The 22,618-nt window shown below is 52.8% G+C and carries 16 protein-coding genes; 2 read left to right on the top strand and 14 right to left on the bottom strand.

Going from position 1 to position 22,618, the window contains the following annotated elements:
• Positions 1-57: 57 nt before the first annotated feature.
• From JMF85_RS13345 to gpr, 3 genes are all read right to left on the bottom strand, one after another.
• Complete coding sequence (locus tag JMF85_RS13345; RefSeq protein ID WP_141336753.1) at positions 58-447, bottom strand: hypothetical protein; 390 nt, start codon at positions 445-447, stop codon at positions 58-60.
• 186 nt (positions 448-633) lie between these two features.
• A complete protein-coding gene (locus JMF85_RS13340) occupies positions 634-1,887 on the bottom strand; it encodes a stage II sporulation protein P (RefSeq protein WP_127606909.1) in 1,254 nt (417 codons plus the stop codon).
• A gap of 500 nt (positions 1,888-2,387) precedes the next feature.
• On the bottom strand, positions 2,388-3,386 hold the full coding sequence (gpr, locus tag JMF85_RS13335) for a GPR endopeptidase (protein ID WP_201318363.1): 999 nt from the start codon (positions 3,384-3,386) through the stop codon (positions 2,388-2,390).
• A gap of 186 nt (positions 3,387-3,572) precedes the next feature.
• Here gpr and rpsT point away from each other — a divergent pair, with 186 nt between their 5' ends.
• Positions 3,573-3,845 (top strand): 30S ribosomal protein S20, encoded by a 273-nt coding sequence (rpsT, locus tag JMF85_RS13330; protein WP_127606913.1) that lies wholly within the window; start codon positions 3,573-3,575, stop codon positions 3,843-3,845.
• A gap of 83 nt (positions 3,846-3,928) precedes the next feature.
• On the opposite strand, the gene holA is transcribed toward rpsT, so the two are convergent.
• The 5 genes from holA to JMF85_RS13305 form a co-directional block, all read right to left on the bottom strand.
• Positions 3,929-4,951: a DNA polymerase III subunit delta gene (gene holA / locus JMF85_RS13325; RefSeq protein WP_127606915.1), complete on the bottom strand. Its 1,023-nt coding sequence runs from the start codon at positions 4,949-4,951 to the stop codon at positions 3,929-3,931.
• A 291-nt stretch (positions 4,952-5,242) separates the two neighbouring features.
• A complete protein-coding gene (locus JMF85_RS13320; RefSeq protein ID WP_201318362.1) occupies positions 5,243-6,484 on the bottom strand; it encodes a zf-HC2 domain-containing protein in 1,242 nt (413 codons plus the stop codon).
• Positions 6,485-6,576: 92 nt separating this feature from the next.
• Positions 6,577-7,137, bottom strand: a complete 561-nt coding sequence (locus tag JMF85_RS13315; protein WP_054796708.1) for an RNA polymerase sigma factor — start codon at positions 7,135-7,137, stop codon at positions 6,577-6,579.
• Positions 7,138-7,373: 236 nt separating this feature from the next.
• Positions 7,374-7,577 carry a 2-hydroxymuconate tautomerase family protein gene (locus JMF85_RS13310; protein ID WP_127606919.1) on the bottom strand — a complete coding sequence of 68 codons (204 nt, stop codon included), beginning with the start codon at positions 7,575-7,577 and terminating at the stop codon, positions 7,374-7,376.
• Positions 7,578-7,584: 7 nt separating this feature from the next.
• Positions 7,585-8,799 carry a YbfB/YjiJ family MFS transporter gene (locus JMF85_RS13305; RefSeq protein ID WP_141336052.1) on the bottom strand — a complete coding sequence of 405 codons (1,215 nt, stop codon included), beginning with the start codon at positions 8,797-8,799 and terminating at the stop codon, positions 7,585-7,587.
• 138 nt (positions 8,800-8,937) lie between these two features.
• Here JMF85_RS13305 and JMF85_RS13300 point away from each other — a divergent pair, with 138 nt between their 5' ends.
• Entirely contained in the window at positions 8,938-9,810 is an 873-nt protein-coding gene (locus JMF85_RS13300) for a LysR family transcriptional regulator (RefSeq protein WP_054796710.1), read from the top strand.
• Positions 9,811-9,874: 64 nt separating this feature from the next.
• Here JMF85_RS13300 and JMF85_RS13295 read toward each other — a convergent pair whose 3' ends face one another.
• The 6 genes from JMF85_RS13295 to JMF85_RS13270 form a co-directional block, all read right to left on the bottom strand.
• The gene (locus JMF85_RS13295; protein WP_141336051.1) at positions 9,875-10,789 is read right to left on the bottom strand and encodes an EamA family transporter; all 915 of its coding nucleotides are present in this window, start codon (positions 10,787-10,789) and stop codon (positions 9,875-9,877) included.
• Positions 10,790-10,942: 153 nt separating this feature from the next.
• Complete coding sequence (locus tag JMF85_RS13290; protein WP_236595850.1) at positions 10,943-11,770, bottom strand: Ig-like domain-containing protein; 828 nt, start codon at positions 11,768-11,770, stop codon at positions 10,943-10,945.
• A gap of 585 nt (positions 11,771-12,355) precedes the next feature.
• Entirely contained in the window at positions 12,356-17,950 is a 5,595-nt protein-coding gene (locus tag JMF85_RS13285) for a hypothetical protein (RefSeq protein WP_201318361.1), read from the bottom strand.
• 20 nt (positions 17,951-17,970) lie between these two features.
• Complete coding sequence (locus tag JMF85_RS13280; protein ID WP_201318360.1) at positions 17,971-19,044, bottom strand: S-layer homology domain-containing protein; 1,074 nt, start codon at positions 19,042-19,044, stop codon at positions 17,971-17,973.
• 360 nt (positions 19,045-19,404) lie between these two features.
• Positions 19,405-22,005 (bottom strand): DNA internalization-related competence protein ComEC/Rec2, encoded by a 2,601-nt coding sequence (locus tag JMF85_RS13275; protein ID WP_236595849.1) that lies wholly within the window; start codon positions 22,003-22,005, stop codon positions 19,405-19,407.
• Positions 22,006-22,096: 91 nt separating this feature from the next.
• Entirely contained in the window at positions 22,097-22,609 is a 513-nt protein-coding gene (locus tag JMF85_RS13270; protein WP_201318358.1) for a deoxycytidylate deaminase, read from the bottom strand.
• Between the last annotated feature and the right edge of the window lie 9 nt (positions 22,610-22,618).

Genomic DNA, 22,618 nt, shown 5'->3' with positions numbered 1-22,618 from the left:
CTGTTTCCGGCTTGCGGGCCCCGACAGCCTTGCAGAGAAGTCCCCCTGCCTGCGCCATTACTTCAGCATCGCCTCAAACAAAGAAACAATGGCGCGGATGCCGTGATAGGCGATGATTTGCAGCAGCTCGCCCGCCTTGTTGCCGACCCGGTTGATGCCGGTATCGGCGGCGGGCTCCTGAGGCGCTTTCGCTACAGGCTTCGTCTTCTTCTCGGCCGTTTTCTTCACCGGCTCCGACTTCTCGGGCGCAGGCGGCGCCGACTTCTTCGCCCCTGCCGGAGCTGCGCTGTTCGGGCGCACTCCGGCGGCGGAAGCTTCGCCCGGCGGCTTCGTCAGCGGACCGTGAATGCGTTCGGTTCCCTGCGTCGCAAGCGATACCCCGAAAAAAAGGCAAAAAGCCATCGCCAATGCGATGGCGCCGAATTTGAACCAGCCGCTTCCGTTCATGATCCTTTGCACGCTCCTTGCCTTGTCTCTTCAGGCCGCCTCAGCGCCCTTTCTTCTTCCCTCGTTTCGGTTTCGCATGACCAACCGTGCCAATCGGGTTCCCCGGGGTTCTCCGCGCTTCCGCCTGTAGCTTACCTGTCCGCGTCCTCAACGATTTGGCTTGGCCGCTTCATTCCCCTAGCCGTGTCAGCTTGGCTTTTTTGCTGACGTGCCGTCCGAGGCGGGCGACGGTTTCGCATCGACCTTCTCCGCGTTCAGGATGACCTCGGCGATCGCTGCAGCAAGCGCATCCGCTGTCCGGTAGCATTCCTCCAGGCTGTTATCGACCCCGCCCACTTCGACCAATACGCTGTTCGGCGAGAAGTTCTGGTTGTATACGCCGTTCCCTTCCCCCGACTTCGCATGAATGCCCTTGGAAATGCCGGGGAATTTCTCTTCCAACGCCTCATGAATTTTCTCGGCAAACTCGTAATTTTGTTTATAATTCGGGTTTTTGCCCCCGATAATGAAATAGATTTGCGCGTAGTCTACCCCTTTGATGGTTGCCGTCGTTTTCGAGCGCCGCTGCGAATCGCGATGGATGTCGAAGTAATAATCCAGATCGGGATGCCCGGCCGAAGCTTCCTGCAGCGTTTTTAACGAATATTTATAGGAAAAGTAATAATTGAAGCCTTTCTCGATAGCCGGATAGTTTTTATCCGAATGGACGGCGCCGATGCCTTCCTTTTCCAATCTCTGCGCAAGCCTGAGACCGACCTGGGTGACGTTCTTCTTCGGATCGTACGCTTTATCCGGATCCTTCTCGCCCGGCAGCTCCGGCAAATACGATTCCTGGTTGTGAGACTGATAGATAAAGGCGACATTCTTGCCTGCCGCAGCGGGAGGCTGAGCCGTCGGCGCTTGCGGTCCGAGCACCGCTCCGCCCGTTTCGCCCGCCGATCCCGGATTCGCCGTGATCGTCCCTTCGCTCCCGAGCTCCTTCCCCTCAAATACATCCGACCGCGGACTGTAATCCTCCGGCGTATCGATGCTTCCCACATTATTCAGCGGCACCGCACGGGTCTGCGACATCCCCGGCACCTCGCGGGCTATCAGCGTCTTCGGATCGTTAGGATTCAAATCCGTCACCAGCGCGAACAAAAAATTCGATACGTTCGATTGCGAGAACGTGAACGATTTGCCGCCGGCCGGCAAGCCCGGTACCTCAAGCCCCATCATATCCATAAAAAAGCGGCTGGATACGGACGCGGCAAGCCCCTTCATCGAAGCGTTCGGCGAGGCGCCCGACACCCGCGATTGCACGTAGCCGAGCACGCCCAGCACCATAAAAAAAATGAAGCACCCTATCATCAACATGGACAACGTTTTCGAATAAACCCCGAGCATTTGTCCCGTTTTGCGAACTTTGCTTAGATTGACGGTGACGGCAGACCATTTCATGTACTTGTTCCTCCTCTTTACCGGATCGCGTCGTACGACCGTTGCTGCGATGTCGGCAGGGGAACGATTCGTGATTCGTGTCCCCCGCTTCTCTAGTAACTACTCTATGAGTCTCGTTCGGGAGATAGAACCATAAATTTCATAGGGCTCGCATGGCTCCGAGCAGGCAGGCGTGCTGATTCAGGACGTGAAGGAGTACGTGGAACAAGCCGTCACAGGGTGCATGCGGTAACAACTGAAATCGATAAGGGCGGGGGAGCGGTGCAAAGCGCAGGGTCTTCGTTCCGGGAAATCGACGGTTCCATCGCCGAGTCAGGCAGGCTCATCCGCAATCGTCTACCACGCAGTTGCTTGTAAGGGCCGGTAACTTGCAGAGGCTGCTAAGCCGCTTCAAAATGACTTAACAAACAGGAAGCCATCCCTAAAGCCGCTGCGCTTTAAGGATGGCCTCTGTACGGGGACCGTAACACAATTGTGCGTGCCTCCCGCTCATACCGATGCTAGTGCGTGTAAGCCGATACATTGTCCACATCAACCGCTTCATGGAGCGCGGCGTTCAGGCCGCTGGCGATGATGTTGGCGATATCCTCGATAAATTGGTCGATTTCCTTCGGCGTCACGAGCAGATCGTGACCTAACGGATTCAACACCTCTTTGACGAGCTCAAGCCGTTCCTGCTCCTGCATCGTATCCATTAAACCGAGGATTTGTCCGGTGTTGGACGTTTGCCGCGCAAAATGGGCATGCATCAAGTCAAAGGCGTTGTTGACGATCGTGCTGGCGTAAACGACTGTCGGAACGCCGATGGCGATGACCGGCACGCCGAGCGCATCGAGCGTCAGCCCCTTGCGCTTGTTGCCGATGCCGGAGCCGGGATGGATGCCCGTGTCCGCGATCTGGATCGTCGTGTTTACCCGCTCGAGCGAACGGGAAGCCAGTGCATCGATGGCGATGACAAGATCCGGCTTGGACCGTTCAACGATGCCCTGCACAATATCGCTCGTTTCAATCCCGGTCGTGCCGAGTACGCCGGGCGCCACCGAGCTGACCGGCCGATAGCCGGGACTGACTTGACCCGGCATCAGTTCAAAGTAGTGGCGGGTAACCATCACGTTCTCAACGACCATCGGACCGAGCGCGTCGGGGGTCACATTCCAGTTGCCGAGTCCGATGATCAACACACTGGCATTAGCGGGAACATTCAGCTTGAGTAGAAATTTTTCAAATTCACGGGCAAACACGGTCGCGACGCGGTCCTGCAGATCGCTGTCTTTTTTGCGCAGCTCGGGAACATCAATCGTAATGTAATGCCCCGGCAGCTTGCCGATCACCCGGGAGCCTTCATCCGACGTGATGTCGATCAGGCTGACCCGGATGCCCTCCTCGTCTTTGCTGGACGTATGTACGCCGGGAATGGCCGAGCCGGAGGCGGAAGCCAAGTCGTGAGCTTCTAACGCGAGGTCCGTTCGCACCGAATACGCGCTTAAATCCAAATCCATGAACGTATCCCCTCTCTTCATCGTTTCGCTCGTATATTGTGTGATAAACAAGAGGGCGTTATACAAAATGTTCCGCTAACGGCCTGACGTTCTATTGCATTTTGATACCGCCCATGTTAGAATATCTAGAGTTGTCAACAAATAAGAACTTTGTTTGTTTGCAAGTTGTTGTAGGAGGTGAACGTCATGCCAAACATTAAATCCGCTATCAAACGCGTGAAAGTGAGTGAAAAGCGCCGTCTGCGCAACGCATCTCACAAATCCGCACTTCGTACTGCTGTAAAAGCTTTTGAAACGGCTGCAGCAGGTAGCAACGTGGAAACTGCTAAAGATGCTTTGATCGCTGCCAGCAAAAAGCTGGATAAAGCGGTGACCAAAGGTTTAGTCCATAAAAACACAGCTGCCCGCAAAAAGTCCCGCCTCGCGAAAAAGCTGAACGCGCTTGCCGCTCAAGGCTAAGCGTCCCGATACAAGCATGCGACAAACAAAAAGACCATGTGCCTTCAACAGGACACATGGTCTTTTTGTTTGCAAGAAGCCGCTCACGCCGCCGCTAACCGGAGCAAGAACAGCTCGAGCCCGAGCACCTTGTCAATCTTCCCGCTCTTCATGCGGTAGTCCAGATCGGCCAGCTGCTGAAGGATGCTCATCAGCCGCCCGGTATCGAAGCGTCCCGCCTGCCCCGCCGCAATTTTGACCGCATACGGGTGCACGCCGATTTGCCCCGCGATCTGCTGCTGCGAATAACCTTGCTGCGTCATATCCTTGACCTGCAGGATGATCCGGAACTGCCGGGCGATCAGCATGACGATCTTGATCGGCTCTTCCTTGCGCCGCAGCAATTCAGCCAGCATCGTGAAGGCGTCTTCCATTTTCATTTGAACGATATGTTCGACCATTTGAAAAATGTCTTGTTCCACGGTTTTGGTGACCAGCTGCCCCAAATCGTCCGTTGTGATAACCCCGCCGGAGCCAATATACAGCGAGCATTTCTCCACTTCTTTCACAAGCGTCTGCAGGCTTGTCCCGGCGTATTGAATCAATTGCTCCGCTGCTCCCGGCGCGAACGAGAAGCCTGCCTTATCGGCCTGCTGCTGCAGCCATTGCGTGAGCTCTGCTTCGCCCAGCATCCCGCAGGGAACGAGCCGGTCGGCATCCTTCAGCGCCTTGACGATTTTCTTGCGCTCATCCAGCTTGTCCGCGCTCACCGTCAACACCAGGACGGTAAATTCAGCGGGGGCTTTCAAATAGGCGGTCAACCGGTCCATGTTATGCTCGACCTTCCCGCTTTCCTTGGCCCCGGTTAAAAAGGCGGCGCCGGAAGCCACGACCAGCTTGCGCTCCGCCAGGAAAGGCAGCGTCTCCGCCTCTTCGATCACCGCGTCGATCGGCGTCTCCGCCAAATCGTATCGCCCTACCGCAAACGCCCGCTGTTCGGGCTCGATCAAATGCTCGGTCAGCCGCTGCACGAACTCCTGGATCAAATAGCTTTCCGAGCCGTAACAGACGTAAACAGGCGCAAATTGGCCCTTCGCGATTTGTTTTAACGCTTGCTTGTACTCCATCTTCCGCAACCACCGCTCCCGCTGCTAGTTCTCGCTTCTCATCATAACAACAACAAAGGGATTACGTCAAAGCCGCAAGCGGTTCGACCTAATCCCTTCGCCCGACACCCATCTATATAAAACACGCCGAGCAGGCTCTAGAAACCTGCCAATCAAAGCGTGATCATAGACGCGTTCGAATTCAATTGTTCGTCTGCTACATATTATACGCAGCAGCCCCCGATGTGTGCGCGAACGTTTGTGATTTCTTCCTCTTCCTCAACGTGTATCCTGCGTCTTGAAACTAGCTTGTCAGTTCATTTTAACTTCCGTTTCCGTAACGGATTGTGCTTGCATATTGATCTCGAACGTCCGCTTCCGATCGGAAATTTGAACCGTATATATCAGCTTGTGAGAGCTCCATTCGACCAGCTCGATGCGAGCGGCATCTTCCCACCGGTCGAATTTGGAACGGTATACTTCCGCTTCTTTGGCGTCCCGAATGACCACTTGATTCGCTTCGACCCTCGCATGATAAACATTGTCCGATGAGGACAGCTCGTGCACCGCCGCAGGTTCAGGATTGATAGCCATAAAGCCGAAGCTCGGTCCGCCCTTCTCCCGCGGATGCAGCTCGGCCTCACCGTCAGCAGCTGAACCCGGTTTCGCCGCTGATGGGCCGCTCGCTTCGGAATCCGGCACCACAGGCTCCTCCGTCCCGGCACTCCCGCCCGGCGTCTCATCCGCCGTTCCCTGTGAAGCCGGCGGCGTCGCCGGCAGCTGTTCGGACGTCCCCGCACCCGCTTGAGGCGCGTCATTCTTCTGATCCGGAGCCGATGGAGCCGCCTTGGTCGCATTCGGTTTACCGGTTGGCGCAGCTTCCCCGGCTCCCGCCGGATTCAGCGCCTCGGCCTGACCGTTCTTCCCGACCTCTTGTTCCGCCCCCTTCGCTTCGCCAGCTGCCGGGCTTCCTCCGCTTGAGCCGCCCGACGCTGCGTTCCCGTCATTGAGCACCTGTCCGGTTTCGTTTGCTCCGCCTGCGTTACCGGCCGGCTGCGCTCTCGGCGCCGCCGCTTGGTCGGCTGCGGCTTTCTGTTCCGCCTTCGAGCTCAAGCTCTCGGCCAAATTGCCCGTCGTCGATCGGTCCTGCTGGAAGATGAAAAACCCGAAGATCAATCCGGCCGCGACGACGCCGCCAAGCACCGGGAATGAAACCCACTCCCGTACCTGCTGACGCCAGCTCTCCATGCGGCGCGTTCGCTTCGGCAGCTCCCTAGCCGTCGTTCGCTCGGCGTCCTGCGAAGCCGATTCTTCCGTTGCCGTACTCGTCCAAACGGCCTCTCCGTTTCCGGAAGCGGCATCCAGCCGTTCAATCGATGGCATGATTGCATCTACCAAGCTAAACGGAGGGGTCACCTTCGGCAAATTTTCCAGCTCGGTCGATAAATTCACAAGACGTTCGAACAGTTCAGAGCAATCCGGACACTGCTGCAGATGCCCAAGCATCCGGCGGTATTCGGTTTCTTCGAGATCCCGATCAAGGTATCTCTGCATCAGTTCGATCACCTCTTGACACATCATCCCCGTACACTACCTTTCCTAACGATTCGTATATCCGTTGTTGTCCTGATGGTTCACATCGCGATCTATCCCCGTACCGCATCGCTGCGTTGCTTGCGGTTGTAATCCTTCAGTATGCCCTGCAGCTGCTGTCTTGCCCGGAACAAATACGACTTCACCGTATTGATCGGCAAATCCAGCGATTCCGCGATCTCATTATAAGAGAAGTCCTGCAAATATCTCAGGACGACCACGGAACGATGGTGCTCGGGGAGCTTGTCAATCGCTTCTCGGATGTCCTGTGCGATATACGTAGACATAACTTCGTCTTCCACCGTTTTATGGTCGGTAAAGCTCAGATCGTGCTGCTCAATGGAGATCGTCGGCTTCGTTCGACGGAATTTGTCGATGCAAAGGTTGGTGACGATCCGCTGCACCCACGTTTTAAACTGGGCTTTCTCTTCGTAGGAGTTGATTTTGGTATAAATCCGGATTAACGCTTCTTGAGCGGCGTCTAACGCATCCTGCTCATTGCCCAGAATGTAATAAGCGGTTCGATAGACGTGATTCTCAATTTCTCGCAATAGGGTAATTAGAGCGTCGCGATCGCCCATCTGGGCAGCCTTGATTAACTCTGGCGCTACCACTGGGATCCCCCTCTCTTGCAACCTAATAAACGGATTCGGTTGCAAAAATGTTGCAGCCTTGTCAACAATATCAGAATATCCAATTGTGGCTGACGGTTCTTAGACGCATGATTTTCCTATATGGACACATTTTTGCTGTTCTACTTATACGCGGCAGCACCGGTTTTGTTTCGTTAAACGCACAAACAAATAAGGACCCGGGCCACATCCGCCCGAATCCTTATAGATTTCATGTCTTAGCGCCCCTGTAAGCGCCGCTTCGTCACGCTTTCGCCGCCGATGCCCCAATTGTCCGTCTCCACCTCGTCGATGACGACGACCGTCGTTTGCGGATTTTTACCGAGCACATCGACGAGCAGTTGGGTGACGCCTTGGATCAACTCCGCTTTTTTCTCCGGCGTAACGTTTTCGTTCGTAATTTTGATATTCACAAATGGCATGCTTTTCTCATCCTTTCAAAAATTGCTTGGATTTGCGTTCCTTTAAGGGCGCCAGCAAAAAAAGCATACCGGCCGCGACAATGCATGCCGCTCCGAACAAAGCCGTCGCGTATTCGCCCGCCTCCGCGATCAGCCAGCCGGCCGCGCCCGGACCGATAAACTGCCCGGTTCCGTAAGCCGCCGTCAGGAGGCCGACCGTTCGTCCGCTCCGCTGCGGATTCAACGCCCGGCCCCAGGATACGGCCAGCGTCACAATCCCGATAAAGGTGCCGCCGAACAAGACCGCGCTCCCTATGACCCCTGCCGGCGTCGGAAAAGCTACAGGCAGGACGATGCCTATCGATTGTACGGCCAATGCGGCAGCAAGCGCATAACGGAAACCGAGGCGCTCGGCCGCATACGACCATACCCATCCCGAAGGAACGGCGGCGAGGCCGACAGCTACCCAGCTCCAGGAGGAAATCGCAGCAGCCTCGGGCAGCCGACCTGCGTAAGCGACCAGGAATGTACCGGTAACGATATAACCGAGTCCCTCTAATCCGTAGGCCGCAAGCAACCGCCCATCCCATCCTTGCCGCAAGTCATAGCGCCTGCCGGCGGGAAGAGACGCAGGCGAGGACGGCGCCGTTTCCGTCCGCTCCGCCGGTACGTCGCGCAGCCAGCGCCAAGCCAGCGCGACCCCCGGCAGGCTGATCACGCCGAGCCCCCACCAAGAGCCCTTCCAGCCGAACGCTGCGTAGAGGAAGGGCACGGCGAGGCCGGCCAGCGTGATCCCTAAGCCGACACCGGTGTACAAAGAACTGACGGCCGCGGAAGCGCGCTTCTTGAGGGACCAAACGTCCATCACGAGACTTGAAGCGTAGATGAACAGGAAGGCGCTCGCCGCTCCGGAGACGAAGCGCAGCACGTGCCAGATGGGGATGGATTCCACAGCCGCCACGAGTGCGGTCGTAGCGACGCTGACCAGCAGCCACGACTTGATGGCGAACAGCCTGCGCCGCGACGGCGGATAGAAGGCCGCGATCAACGAACCGGCCAGATAACCCAAATAATTCGCGGATGCCAGCGTGCCGGCCTCCTTCTCCCCGATGAACCCCTGCTCCATCATCTGCGGCACAATCGGCGTAAAGGCAAATCTGCCGATCCCCATCGCTATGATCAGAACGAGGATGCCGCCGATCATCACTTTGCGCTCGCTTTGGTTGTGATTACGATTCCACACGACGCTATCTCCTTATACTCCCAAATCGGTGCAATATGTTCATTGTAGCCGATTCCTGTTATCATGAACAATAAACAATACCGATCGAGCCCATCAACAATTTTGATATCAGCACTAGACAGGAGCGTGGGTAATGCCATGGATATTTCGTTATTGCAAACTTTTCGTTCGGCGGCCGAATCCGGCAGCATTTCGAAAGCCGCCCAAATGTTAAATTACGCGCAATCCAACGTCACAGCCAAAATCAAGCAGCTGGAAGCAGAGCTGCAAACCCCGCTCTTCTACCGCCATAACCGGGGCATTACGTTGACGCCTGCCGGCCAAACGCTCCTCACCTATGCGGAACAAGTTCTCCGTTTGCTCGACGAAGCCCGTAAAGCGGTCCGGGATACGGATTCGCCGGCGGGTCCGCTGTCCGTCGGCTCGATGGAAACCGCTGCCGCCGTGCGTCTTCCAGCCTTTTTGGCCAACTATCATAGGCAGTATCCGAATGTCGATCTCATCTTAAAGACAGGTCCGACGGAAGAGCTCATCGAAGCCGTGCTGTCCTACGCTTTGGAAGGAGCCTTCGTAGCCGGCCCCGTCCGGCATCCGGAGCTTATGCAGGAGCGCGTCGTCGAAGAACGGCTGGTGATGGTAACCGCCGCTTCGCAAACTTCGACGACCTCCGCCGATCTTGCTCGAACCCGCGCCATCCTTGTGTTTCGCGGCGGCTGCACGTACCGGGCCGTCTTGAAGCATTGGCTGCTGGAAGAAGGGATCGTGCCTGTCAAAATTATGGAATTCGGCAACCTGGACGCTATTCTCGGCTGTGTGGCCGCCGGGCTTGGCGTCTCTTTACTTCCCGAATCGCTCGCCGCGAGCAAAGCGAGCGCCGAAGGCCTCATCCGCATTCACGCTATACCGGAGCGGCACCGCACGGTGGAAACCGTATTCATTTATCGCAAGGATGCGTATTACTCACCGGCTTTCCAGGCATTCGTCGCAGCGTTCAAGGCGCATTCCTTCTGAAAATAAGTAAAAACCGTTCTCCCCGATGGGGAAGAACGGTTATCGCGGCGCGATTGCCAGGATGCTATGAAGTTAGGCTTCCGAGCTTCCCTTCCAAGCGGCTGTACCACTCGGAGATCACGATGCCGCCTAAGATCAGCGCCACCCCGATCCACTGCGCCGCATCCGATGATTCCTGCAGCAGCAGGCTCGAGCAGATCAAGACGACTGGCAGCTCGACGGAGCCGAGAATAGCCGTCAACCCGGTGTTTAGCTTAGGCGCGCCTTTGGCGAACAAGTACGGGGGCAAGACCATCCCGAACAAGCCCAGCACGACAGCCCACCCCCACAGCCCGTGAAGCAGTGCGCCGTTCCAAAGAAAGTGCGGAGGATACACGATCGATACGACCAACGCCGCGCCGGCCAGCATCCAGGCGCTTCGCAGCGAGGGCGGCACTTCGACGGCCACTTTACCGCTGAAATAAATAAACAGCGTATAGCAGACCGCCGAGATCAGCCCGAGCGCAATGCCGAGCCATTCGACTTTACCGGCCAGCCGTCCTTCGAGCAGTCCGGAAGCGAGCAGCGTTCCGACCCAGACGACGACGGCGCCGGCCGCTTGGGGGCGTCCCGGACGTTTGCCGTGCAGCAGCCATTCGAGCGCCATCCCCATCCATGTAAATTGAAATAAAAGCAGCACGGCGAACGACGCGTCCAGATGCTGCAGGGATTGATAATAAAAGATGCCCGTTAATCCGGTAAATACGCCGCTGCCGATCATTTTCAGCATCGAAATGACGGAGATCTCCCGAATGCGATTCCAGTACCGGGCGGAGAGCAGCCACATCGCGGCACATCCCAACAGCACTTGACTTCCTGTCACTTCCGCCGCCGTAAAGCCGCCTGCATAAGCCAGTTTCACGACAGTGGACAATACGCCGTAAGAAGCTGCGCCCAGAAGCACGTAAACGACCGCTTTCCAGCGATTGTTTTTCTCCATGATTGATCCTTCTGTAGAAATGTTCCCTCACCCACCCGCGAAGCTTCCTCCGACTTCGAAAGAACCCCACAAGTGAGAAATATAACAGAAAAAAACTGGGAAAACAAGAGAACTGCTGTCCGGGTAAAACAGGCTATACGTCATGATGCGCGATTAATGGCGAATTTGATTGACGATCACGTCGAAGACAGACCCCTCGATACGGATCGGCACGTCGTATGTTAGATGGAGTCCGTTGGACCATTGCACGTTGAACCGGAAAGTTTGGGAGCCTTGCGCCAGCGTGTACGGATGCTCGGTGTTCAGCAGCATTCCTTCGTACAATACCAGGAAGGAATCCCCTGTCAAATCGACCGATTCGCCGGTAGCAAGCAGTGTCGCCGTTACGGCCAGCGGCTTCGTCGAGCTTGTTCCGGTATCGGTCACATCTGCCGCCAGCACAAACGCTTCGCCCGCCCAGAACATATCCGAACCGCGAGGCTGCAGCGGAAACCTGGAGTTCCACAATTGCCGGTAGCTTTCCCACTCCGGGGTGTGGCTTACACGTCCGGCAAGCCCGAGCGGCAAAGCGTAGAACACGTACGTTTGCTGATACGATCCGCCGTTACCGTCATTCACAGTTAGTCGAAACGTATAGGTACCGCGGGCCAGCGGTCCGTGCGAGAACGCCTTCGGCTCTCCGGAAGGAACGCCGGACCATTGGATCAAATTCACGTAAGCGCCGCCGTTATAGCTGCTTTCGACTTGAACGTTCATCGAATCTCCGTCGGGGTCCGCGACCGCGACCGTAAACGTCGGCGTATCGTGCTCGTAGATCGGCGTGTCAAAAGCGAGCAAGCCCGTAGGTCCTCGGTTGATAAACATCCAAGCTTCCGGCGACCAGTCCGATGCTGTACCATATTGATTGGAATAGGTAAGGGTTTGATACAATCTCCGCCTTTTCCCCTCCACCACACCGTGCATGCGCGTTTCCGCGCACACGGCGTTCCATCTTCTCTTGGAAAGAAGACTTGGGGCTGTTCCTCCATACCCATTACAGGTACTTCATGAGTCGTGCCCCTGCTCTCACAAGGGTAACTGCACTTCGACTTACAGGTCTTATAGCAGCCGTCCCGAATGGCAGTTCGATGCATGGACGTCCCTTGCTTTCCTTGTTCCTTGTATCCTAGCTATCCTATGCAGGCCTTAGGTGCTGCCTCTGAGACTGTGGGCCGGATGCCGCCATCGTTCGGCATAGCGAATTTCCTATAGGACATTCGTACTTTTCGCCGCCCACACCAACGCAGGGTTGGTCCATATGTTTCCATATGTCAAGTGTATAGCCCCGTACATTCGGCAGTTTGTCAGACCGTTCGGTCATGCTCACCATAGCCTGCTTTTCAGCCGTCCGGCATATCGGTCCGCATACCTTCTCTTATCGAGCGGCTCCAGCTTACCTTCTGCCGACTTCACCTGGCGTCATACGGCAAGCGCTGCCCGCTTCCCGCATGCAGGAGTATTAACGAGATGGTTTCAGGAAACATGGATCCCTCATTCCCATCTTCGGATACAAAGTTGGATTTGATATCAAATCCCCGCATTTCCCGTATGGCACGGTTGTAGCGGAACAAGTCGCACATCCCACACTTTCACTCTCACACGCAGCTTTTGACCGGCAGGGAGATCTTCATTAAAATTGTAGCGGTTCGACACACTTGTGGTTCCGACACAAACGCCTCCCGACCATCGCTGACATACTTTACCGCTGTCTTTGATCGTGACGGTCTGATCGGCATTTGTAATTTGGAGCTGCATGTACATATAGGTTGTTCCAGGATCAGAATCGGTTTGGGCAAATATAAGATCGGGTCGTACTGTGTTTTTCAAAGTCGGGCTGCTTTCGGTTCCCCACGGATCGCTCATATAGGCGGAAGGCGGGCTGTTCGTCGACATCCAGCCGATGCCGCTCCATGGAGAGGCTAAATTGCCGTCATCGACAACTTGCACCTGCGCTTGATATTTCCTCCCCATCACCAGCGGTACGTCCATCGTCCACGCCCAAGATGTGTTTTGCGTGTACATGGCTCTGTTGGAGAGACATTCGATACAATTCCCCCACTCGTCTTTTACTGTTAGATTAAAGACGCTGAAGGTCGTATTCGGATCAGGGTCCCACTGGTTCCAAGTGATGGTCGGTTTCAAGCTTACCGGCGTTGGTGAAGCATAAGTGCCTGTCGGGAAAGTTAAAGCAACGGCAGGCGGGTTATTCGGTGCAGGCTCCAGCCAGATGAAAACCTCGTGCCAATCGCTCCAAGCCCCATATTCGTCCTTGACCGCTTGTCTGACCGTATACCAACCCCATTCTGTCGGCCTTGATAGCTGACCGTTGATCGTCGCGCCGCTTGGGGTCGTGTAGGTCCGTTTGTACTCGATAACTCCTCTGTTTGTGCGGTAATCGATACCGGTAGCTTCGGTCGAGTAATTCGACGGGCTAAGCCATCTGTCAGGGTCGTAGGATGCATCCTGCCATGCCACGCTTTTATCCGCATTGATTGTCAACGTAAAGAACGAAACCGGCCTGCGATGTATCGTGACGTAAGTGCTCGACAAATCCGAGTATTTGCGGTAAGCAGCAAATGTATTGTCCGGATACTTGTAACCAGCCGGGGCCGGATCGTCGGGGATCTGATAATCGATTTTGTACGTCCCGACCTTATCCAGCACTGCATAAGGTGATGTTACCGTATGGCCGTTTAGCGATGAGATTCCAGAGTAACCATCCCCTGCATCTAGAAATTTATTCGGCTCGGTGTGCGTGTAAGTCCATCTTGTCATGTTTTCAATCGCAGGGTCATTCTCTAGATCTGAATAGCTTTTGACATAATCGAGCTGCGTTCCTACGATACCGACATTTTGAAGCTGGTTGTTGTTGCCGATGTACTTCGTTGTTGAGAGCCCTTTAATAAGCACATAAGACGTTTCCGAGAAGGGCCCAAAAGAACCGCTAGTAAAAGTCGAATCCTGCACATCCAGCAATGGTACGCCGTTTATGTACCCCCGGATACGATTGCCGTTCAGTTTGATTTTCATGTCATAGTAATTACGATATGAAATCGCATACCCGACTTCGCCAAGCGTTGTTTTTACGCCATTTACGATTTTTACGATCCGTACCTTATCTGCGGCTAACTCCAACCTGTACATATTGCGATGGTCAGCCATTCTTGCAGAAATACCCGCGGAAGGTCCACTTGCAAAGTTGTTGTAGTTGAATTTGACCTTCTGTGCAATTTCCCCATTGTCCAATGTTTCGGATTCGTTGTAGAACTGTCCATAGTTAAAAGATTCAGCGCCTACTGGTGGAGAAGTAAAATCGGTCTTGCGAACCTCAAAGTTGGTGCCATTAGGGTAAAAGAAGTAAAGCTTGCCGTCCTCTAACATAATCGGCGCAACACCAACAGGGAAAGTAGGATCAGAAAGTTCTTGCTTAATCAGCTGGTTACCCCTAATGTCGAATAAATAATAAATAGGATTGGTAGAGTTATTCCAGGAATTAATAAACCTATCTATCAAAACTACTTTCCCATCTCTAGTTACCATTATTCGATTGTCAGACATCGGGTAAATATCCTTTTGACTAGAAGATACGTATTCTTTATCAAAATAATAATGACCTGTTTTTTGAGGTAAACCTATAGGTGTTTTTGACTTCAGATCATAAAAATTGATGAAGATGTCATAATGTATAAAAGTATAATCCTCTGTCCTTGTATGCGTGAAGTAAATCATCGTATCCCCGAAAAACTTGATTCCTTGGGCATCTGGCAGACTGACAACCAACTCACCGGAGGGTCCGTAAATCTTTTTAGCGGTTTTGGTTCCCTCTTTGACAAAGGAATATTTCTGTACTACAGGTTTCTTTTCGGGTGGTATATAAAACACATTGGACGGTGGAGGTGTGGCCTGATCGAAATATCCTATAGTTTCCGCACGCTGCCATACCGGAGCAGGCATATTAGTCGTCCCGGACGCTCCCGCCATCGCCAAATCTGAAATTCTATATACCAAACTTGTTACTTTCCACACCCATAGGCTATTTTCAGTTACATCATATTTTGTGATATACCAAACACGATCTTGCTCTACATCGTAACCTCCAATTTGAATATTATAATTGGTGGTCCATCGAGCGGCTTGGTAGTACCCTGATCCAGCCCAATTAGGGTTTGTGAAATAAACGCTATCCCAGGCTTTCACCCCAATCAAATTTGGCGAAAGAACGTCAGGTCCGCCACAATACTGAGATGCGCAACTAAAGGAATACTTTGTAAAATTGGGCGCCCCAACGGACGGAGTATGCAAATCAACAGGTGCCGTAGGAGTTTCTAAAGCGTCCTCCCCGGGATTGTATACATATTCCTTATTTGCTTTTACACCCTCATAAACGGTCGAAGTTTTCCAGTTATTTATGAGATCAGAAGTCGAATAGCTTTTGGTTACGATTTCAGGCGGGAAGAAGTCGGAACCTTGAATGTAAAAACTAGCTTCCGGCGCTTCGTTCACAACCTCGAATTGAAAATCTTTCTGGTCCGATTTCTGATACCCAACCCCCTCTTTAATGAAAATGCGAATGTTGTATTTACCTATCTTAGTTGGCGTGTAAGAGAAGTTTCCTGCTGCGTCTGTCGTTACTGCCCATGAACTTTCCCCAGAAAACGAACCATCATTGTTACTGTCGTAAGACATGGTGAGCGTATGCACACTTATTGGGTCATCATCCGGGCTGTACGAAGTATCCTTGAAATTAATTGCAGATCCTCGAGTACCGTACCCAGGATTATTCAGTCTTGCCACAGGCGGCAAATCTGGTTGTACATTTAAGGTTGCCTCAGCCGGTGATGTAGATCTGATTCCGCCGCTATCTACAACCGACAAAGTGATAGGATACCCTCCGGCTGTAGGGTAAATAGCTTGTTTACCGGTCCAGTCATACTGTACAATCGTACGATCTTTACGCGGCGAATAGCTGTCCGCGCCACTAATGTCCGGCGTAAATGGTCTGCCCTCAATGACCTTCGGCGGCAACGTGATAACAGGTATTGGCGGCGGATTCTCCGGCACTACTTTCAATGTAACGCGCTTGGGTCCGGTTACCGCGCCGCGTTTATCGATGGCCGTGACCTCGATGGTGTGTGTGCCTTCGACATCGGCAACAAACGGACCAAAGTGATCGCCATAATCCCAAAGATCATGCTTTCCCTTTAGACCTCTGATCCATGCACTGGAGCTGCCCTCCCAATTCCAATAATAGATGACGGGATCTCCATCCGGATCATACGGGGTTTTAGGGTTTGTCGTAGGATCATTTACCACGCCCAGATCAACCCTATTTCCTACAATGACTTCTTGTATTGGAGGATAACCAGCGGTGTTATACCCTTGGAAAAATGAACCATCAAACACAGGTGGACTGTTATCTGGATCCTTCGTTATTTCGAACGTCTTGGGAGTAACTATTTTTATTGTCCCGCAGGTACTCTTAATTTGCATGGTAACGCTAACCGTTCCTGCCCCCATGCTTTTCGGGTACGGCGGCCCCGAGAAGTTTACGGAATAGAGATAACCGTTTTTATATGTCTGAGTCAAGCTGCCTTGAGTTAAGGTATAGCTCAATTCAGCAAGTGAGCAGCCGTTTCCTCCTGTAACCGTAACGTTTTTGTTGTTGATGAGATTGCTTTCGCCGAATTTCATCGTTGTCTTTTCCAATACGAGTTCGCCAGTTATTACTTCCGGTGGAGAATCTTGATCACATGTTGCGCTCGGCGTATAGGTTTCAATGATGACATTATTATCTTCTCGATCCTCCGAAATGTTATTTTCAGAATCAAACGTAATCGTTATAGATTTAGCAACGGATGATGAGAATGTATAACTGAACGTTCTTCCCCATTTCAAGCCGGTCGTGTAAGTCCCATTGAAATCATCCGTTCGTAAAACGGTAGAATCGACCTTGATTTGAACCTTAAACGGCGTTGAAATATCTTGACCAATCACTCGAAACGAATATTCAAAATTAACGGTATCCCCAGCTTTAAAGCAAGCTTTGTCAGCGGTTAGCTTATCTGCTACAATGTCAGGCTTGGTTGGTATTTGATACGTGATGTCAAAATAGCCTTGGTAGAGATAGGTTTCCCCTTCCCATTCGGTGTCTACCTTCATGAAGTAATTTCGAAGCTCCGCATGTTGACTGGTAGTATCTGGAAAAGCTTCATAATCGACTACTTCTTCTAAATTATTCGATAAGTTTCGAAATACTTTAACCATACCTTTGTTATTTGCAGATGGCCCCCAATCGAAAGGAGTTGGAAGGGGAACAGCACGTACATCTGGTTTAGAACTTGCTCTTGAAATGCGAATGTTTACAACATCATTAGATGAAATCGTTGTAGCAGTTCCATTTCCAATTTTGGTTTTATCATCATAAAACTTTGTTGGCGGCTCCGCTTCATACGCAGCTGTGGCAGCAGCCCCTCTCCCGTTCCAATCAGGGGCTATCCCATCCGTACCATTGTACCGCAAATCCCGGCCATTAAGAGGGGGAGCCGAATCATAGGATTGGGGAGTGTTTGATGCCAAAGCTTGATCGGGTTGACGAATATATCCGGTCGAAGGTACTGTGCCAGGATAGTCGCTTGCTCCATCACCGTTCGTATCCGTTGATGGGTTAGCATCAAATTGCCATATCGCTGTTTTTTCCCCTTTATGCTCCCATCTTTTCCCGCTGGGCAGCCTATAGATATAATGACCCGGATTGGTGTCCATTTTTCCGTAAACGGTTTGCTGCTTACCGTCCAAATTATTAATGGACAAGCTGTATCCGTTTAAGGTAGCTACCGAGGATTTATCAGCGCCATGAAACATAAACTTCCACGATGTGATGTTACCTTTAACTAAAGAACCCACATCCACATTTACGGATTTTCTGGTATCCTTTGAATGCATCATAGGAAGTTCGGCACTTGATCCCGTTGTGTTGGAGCTGGAAAAATCAACAAAAACTCGAACGCTCTGCTCTGTAGCGGCGTTTGCAGACGGAATCAAATCCAGCGGAAGACAAGAAGTCACAATGGTTATAAGAACGATATAACGTATCGCTTTGAATATAAGTTTTTTATAAGCCATTGAAATACCGCCTTTGTGAACTACTCGTTGTACATAAGATTCAATTGTTTAGATGGTAAGTGAATCTCAATTAATGGATATCCTCCTTCTGCAAAGAACCCATCTAATTTCTCTCTCTCGAATCTAAATGAAACCCAACCAGTATATTCTCCATCTTTATTCGTTTTGAAATTTACAATGTTGTCTTGACTAGCCTTCGCTGTATTTCCAAGTAATGTAGTAATAATTTGCCTTGGCCAAATAATATTTTCTTCTTGTGTAGCTTTATTCTTTAAAGTAATGTACGCCCCCATAACATAAGGGTATCCCCAATAGTCGGAAGCCATTTCCTCAAATAAATCAAAATATGCAGAATCAGGCTTCTTTGTATCAACAACAACCATCTTGTGAATCGTTAACTCCAAATGGTCATTTATTTTTTCCGTAACAGGGAGCGTTTTAATCCTCATATTCCACACGGTTTCAAAGTTGCTACCGCGCAGATCAATTTCCGCATTACTCGCCGCGTACTTGTCCACCTGTAGCTTCTCCCCGTTATTCACCTTCAAGATCCGGTCGATGATCGTAACGGATTGCGCCCTCGTTGTGGGCGCATCCACGGCCAGTTCGCCATTGGCCAAACCTTGAATCAAGCCGGTCTTCGTCGCATTGAACATGACCGAAGCATTGTCGATATTGAATTCCTTCTTCTGCAGATCTGCATCCGTTGCGCGTACCGCAATGCGGGACATTTCCAGCCGTGTGATCGGCGCGTTCCAGTCTTCTGTAGCAAAGTCTCGGTCCCGCGTGATTCCCGCATCCGTGAGTGCCTTAACATAGGCTTTGTACCAGCCCGAACCTTGCTCAACCGAATCCAACTTGAGTTTTAAAGCTGTTGCCGTCATCTTCATGAACTCGGCACGGCTAACGCTTTGTTCAGGCTTAAACGAACCGTCAGGGTATCCATCCACAACTTTGAGTTGAATGGCCTTGTTAATCGCATCAGCGCCCCAATGTCCAGCCGTATCAGAAAAACTCGCCCGACTTTTCTCAATGCCAACGTATAGTCCCAATACTGCAACGATCGATAACGAAATAATTCTTTTTTTCCTCATAATTATTAGCTCCTTTAGTAATCAATTATTGAGCGGCCAATAAACCCGGCTAACGTTTTGCTCAGATTTAATAGTGCCATCGATGTAGCCGTCAACATACTTTTTCATCAATCGCCTGATGGATTTGATCGTCAGCCCAATGCCCGTCCACTTCGCTCAAAGTCGTTTCAGTTACATAAATAGACAATATCGATGCGTTCATCGTTAAAAAGACATGTACTGCGATATTGGATTGTTGTCGTTTTTACTCGATAATATCGATATCACCCTCAACATAAAATCCGATTTAACCCTTTCTTTCGATCTGAATATATGGGTATTTTATCCTAATTTACATATTCCTTCAATCCACTTGTCACCTCATTCCAACTTCCTGCGAACGGAGATTTGCCCCTCCTTCACCATCATTTGCACCTCCCCGTGGCGGTCCGTTCGGTGAATCAGCGTACCGCGGCTGCTTAACCGCTCCGTCACCTGCGGACTCGGGTGCCCGTACACATTGTTCGCTCCGGCGGAGATGACCGCTTGTTTCGGCCGCCAAGCTTCCAACCATGGGTCGGCGGTTGACGATTTACTTCCGTGGTGGGCGACTTTCAACACATCGATCGGCTGTTCCAGCAAATGCAAGCCTCCCCCCTGCTCCGGAGTTAGTGCGGACCAACGTTCCAGCAGCTCCAGTTCCTGCTTCACTCCGATATCTCCCGTAAAAAGCCATCGCGTTCCGCCCATCTTCATCATGAATACGAGCGAGATCGGATTTTGATCGGATTCCAACCGGACCGTCGTGCGTTCCGGCTGCGCCATCTCACTGAAGGGAAATAAAAATAACAGCTCGGTATCCGCCCCGACCTTCAACCGGTCTCCGGCTTGTATCGGGACAAGCTGAGTGCCCCGGGCAAGTGCCGTTTCAAACAACTGCTTCACCTTCGGGATTGGCTTCAACGTTCCGTTAAACAGCAGCCTTTTCACCGGAATGTCTTCCAGGACCGCCTGCAGCCCCCCGAAATGATCCTCGTCCTGATGCGTCACGATGAGCTCGTCGATCTGCTGGATGCCGCGCTTTTTCAGAAGCGGCACGAGCGTTTTGCGGCCGATCTCATATGGGTCTCTCCGCTCCTTCCATGATTCCCCGGGCTTGCGAAACGACACCGTTCCCCCGCCGTCGACCAAGATGTGTCTGGCCTCTCCAGGAGAATGGATCAAGATGCTGTCCCCTTGTCCGACGTCAATAAACTGCACCTTGCCCTGCCGCGAATATTCCTGCAGCGGACGGTACCCTGCCCACAACACCAGTCCTAAGCCAATGACAGCCCCAGGCAGCAGGACACGGCGGTTCCATCGATGCAAGCGTGTTTTCCAGTGCATAACAAGAACCGAATCCAGCATAGGCCCGCTGTCTTCCGAAGCGGATTCAACTTGCTGCTTCCTTTGCAGCCCCAGCCATACAAGCCCCGCCAGCCCTCCGTAATAGAAGACCATCCAACCGACGGTTGGACTGGGCCAAATCGTCTGAAACAACCGCAGCTCGCTGCACCAAGTCACAACCGCAAATAACAGCCCGTTGACCTTCTCCACGATCCAGGCCAGTATGCCGCCCGCCTCCATAGACACGAATCCAAGCAGCATGGCAACCGTTCCGACCGGCATGACAACTAAACTGAAAACCGGAACGAGCGCCAAGTTGGCGGCAAAGGACAGCAGCGAAAATTGATTGAAATAATAGATCGTCAGCGGAAACGATACGAATTGTGCGACAAGCGTGATCGACAAGGCGTCGCGCAGCTTCACATTCGTGACCGGAAGCAGCTTGCTCACCTTCGGCACAAGAACGATAATGCCGATCGTCACGAGAAACGAGAGCTGAAAACTGACATCGGTCAAGTAATAGGGATGCCACGCGAGCATGGCAAGTCCGGTGATGAACGCGAGGTGCAGGCCGTCCTTCAACCGGTTACGGTAAGCCGCGTACAGGCCGATCATCGCCATCATCCCGGCGCGGACGATGGAAGGAGAGCCCCCGGTTGCCGCTATATAGAGCGGGATAAAGCCCATCGCCGTCCACAGATAGGTCTCACGGGTCAATCCGATGCGCCGCAGCAGCCAGATCAGGCAGCCTAGAAAGATCGCTACGTTTAATCCGGAAATCGCAATAATATGCGTCAAACCAAGCCGGGAAAAAGCGTCGAATTGCTCCGGGTCGATCTCATCCGTCAAGCCGATCAGCATGCCTTTCATAAAGCCGCTTTGTTCTTCGGGAAACAACGCGTCCACTTTCGAAGCGAGCGCGTCCCGAAAACGGTCGTTCCACCTCCCGAGCCGCCACACTCCCCAATCGCCGCGACCTGGGGCCGTCACGACGATTGCTTCCGTTCCTTTGACGGTCAACTGCCAATGAATATGGTGCATATACAAATATCGCCGGTAATCAAACGCGCCGAAATTGCGTGCCTCTGACGGCCGTTTCAGCGTTCCCGTCATTTCAATCCGGTCCCCGCGCCGCCAGCTCGCAGCCATGAGCTGTTCCTCCTGCTTCAACAAGCGTACGGACACCTGCAGCTTCTCGCCCCTAGCTTCACCGCCCTCCTCACCTACCCTTTGCGCGTCCGGCAGCTTAACCGATTCCGCCACCGCCTGAAAGGAAACGCGATCTCCGTCCACCGTTACCGGCGTCACAAGGCGACCGCGGAAAGCGACCTGCTCCACCTCCTCGGCGGCCGGAGCGATAAGGGTCCGGTTTCGATCATCGTACGCCCCATACCAGCCGGCAGCCGTCAGCACGGTAACCGCGGCAAGCAGCCACATCCAGCCTCTCGGCTTCGCCGCCGCAAGAAGCGCGCTGAACGCGATACCGGCTAAGGCCATATATATCCCTGCGGTTTGCAGACCCCACACGTACGCCAATACATAGCCGAGCGTCCAACACAGCACGATCAGAACGACCGGTCTTTCGGCCAAACCCAAGTCCCATCTCCCCCTGCATAAGCAAAAAAAAGAACCTCCCGTCATTCGCCTGTCGGCAAATCATTTGGAGGTTCTTCCTCTTGGCAATCGATTAATTTTTCACTTCGGCTAACGTACCGGACGGCGGTTCATATTCTGCCATACGCCGGAACGTCAATCCTTTTTGGGCCATTAACGCGCTGACTTTCTCGCTGTCCTTCGGATACGCCCGATGGTACACGATCTCCACAATGCCGCTGTTCGCCAGCATGTTGGCACACGTCCAGCACGGTTGATCGGTCACATACACGCTCGAGCCTTCCCGGTCCTCGCGGTCGGTGAACAGCAGCAGGTTTTGCTCCGCATGAATCGTGCGGATGCATCGCTGCTTCTTGATTACCTGCTCTCCGCTTGCTGTATCGACGAGCTCGTATTCTTCAACGAGCATGCAGCCTGCTTCCGAGCAATCCAGCACGCCCGACGGGGCTCCGTTGTAGGCGGTGCCCAGCAGTTTTTTGCCCTGCACGAGCACAGCCCCGACGTGCCTGCGGCCGCATTGCGATCGAGTAGACGCCATATAAGCGATATCCATAAAATAAGTGTCCCAGTCTTTGCGTCGAGTCATGGTCAAGCT

Origin of the sequence: Paenibacillus sp. EPM92, from assembly GCF_016586185.1 — a bacterium.
GTDB lineage: Bacteria > Bacillota > Bacilli > Paenibacillales > NBRC-103111 > Paenibacillus_G > Paenibacillus_G validus.
This window is presented reverse-complemented; position numbering and strand designations above follow the sequence as displayed.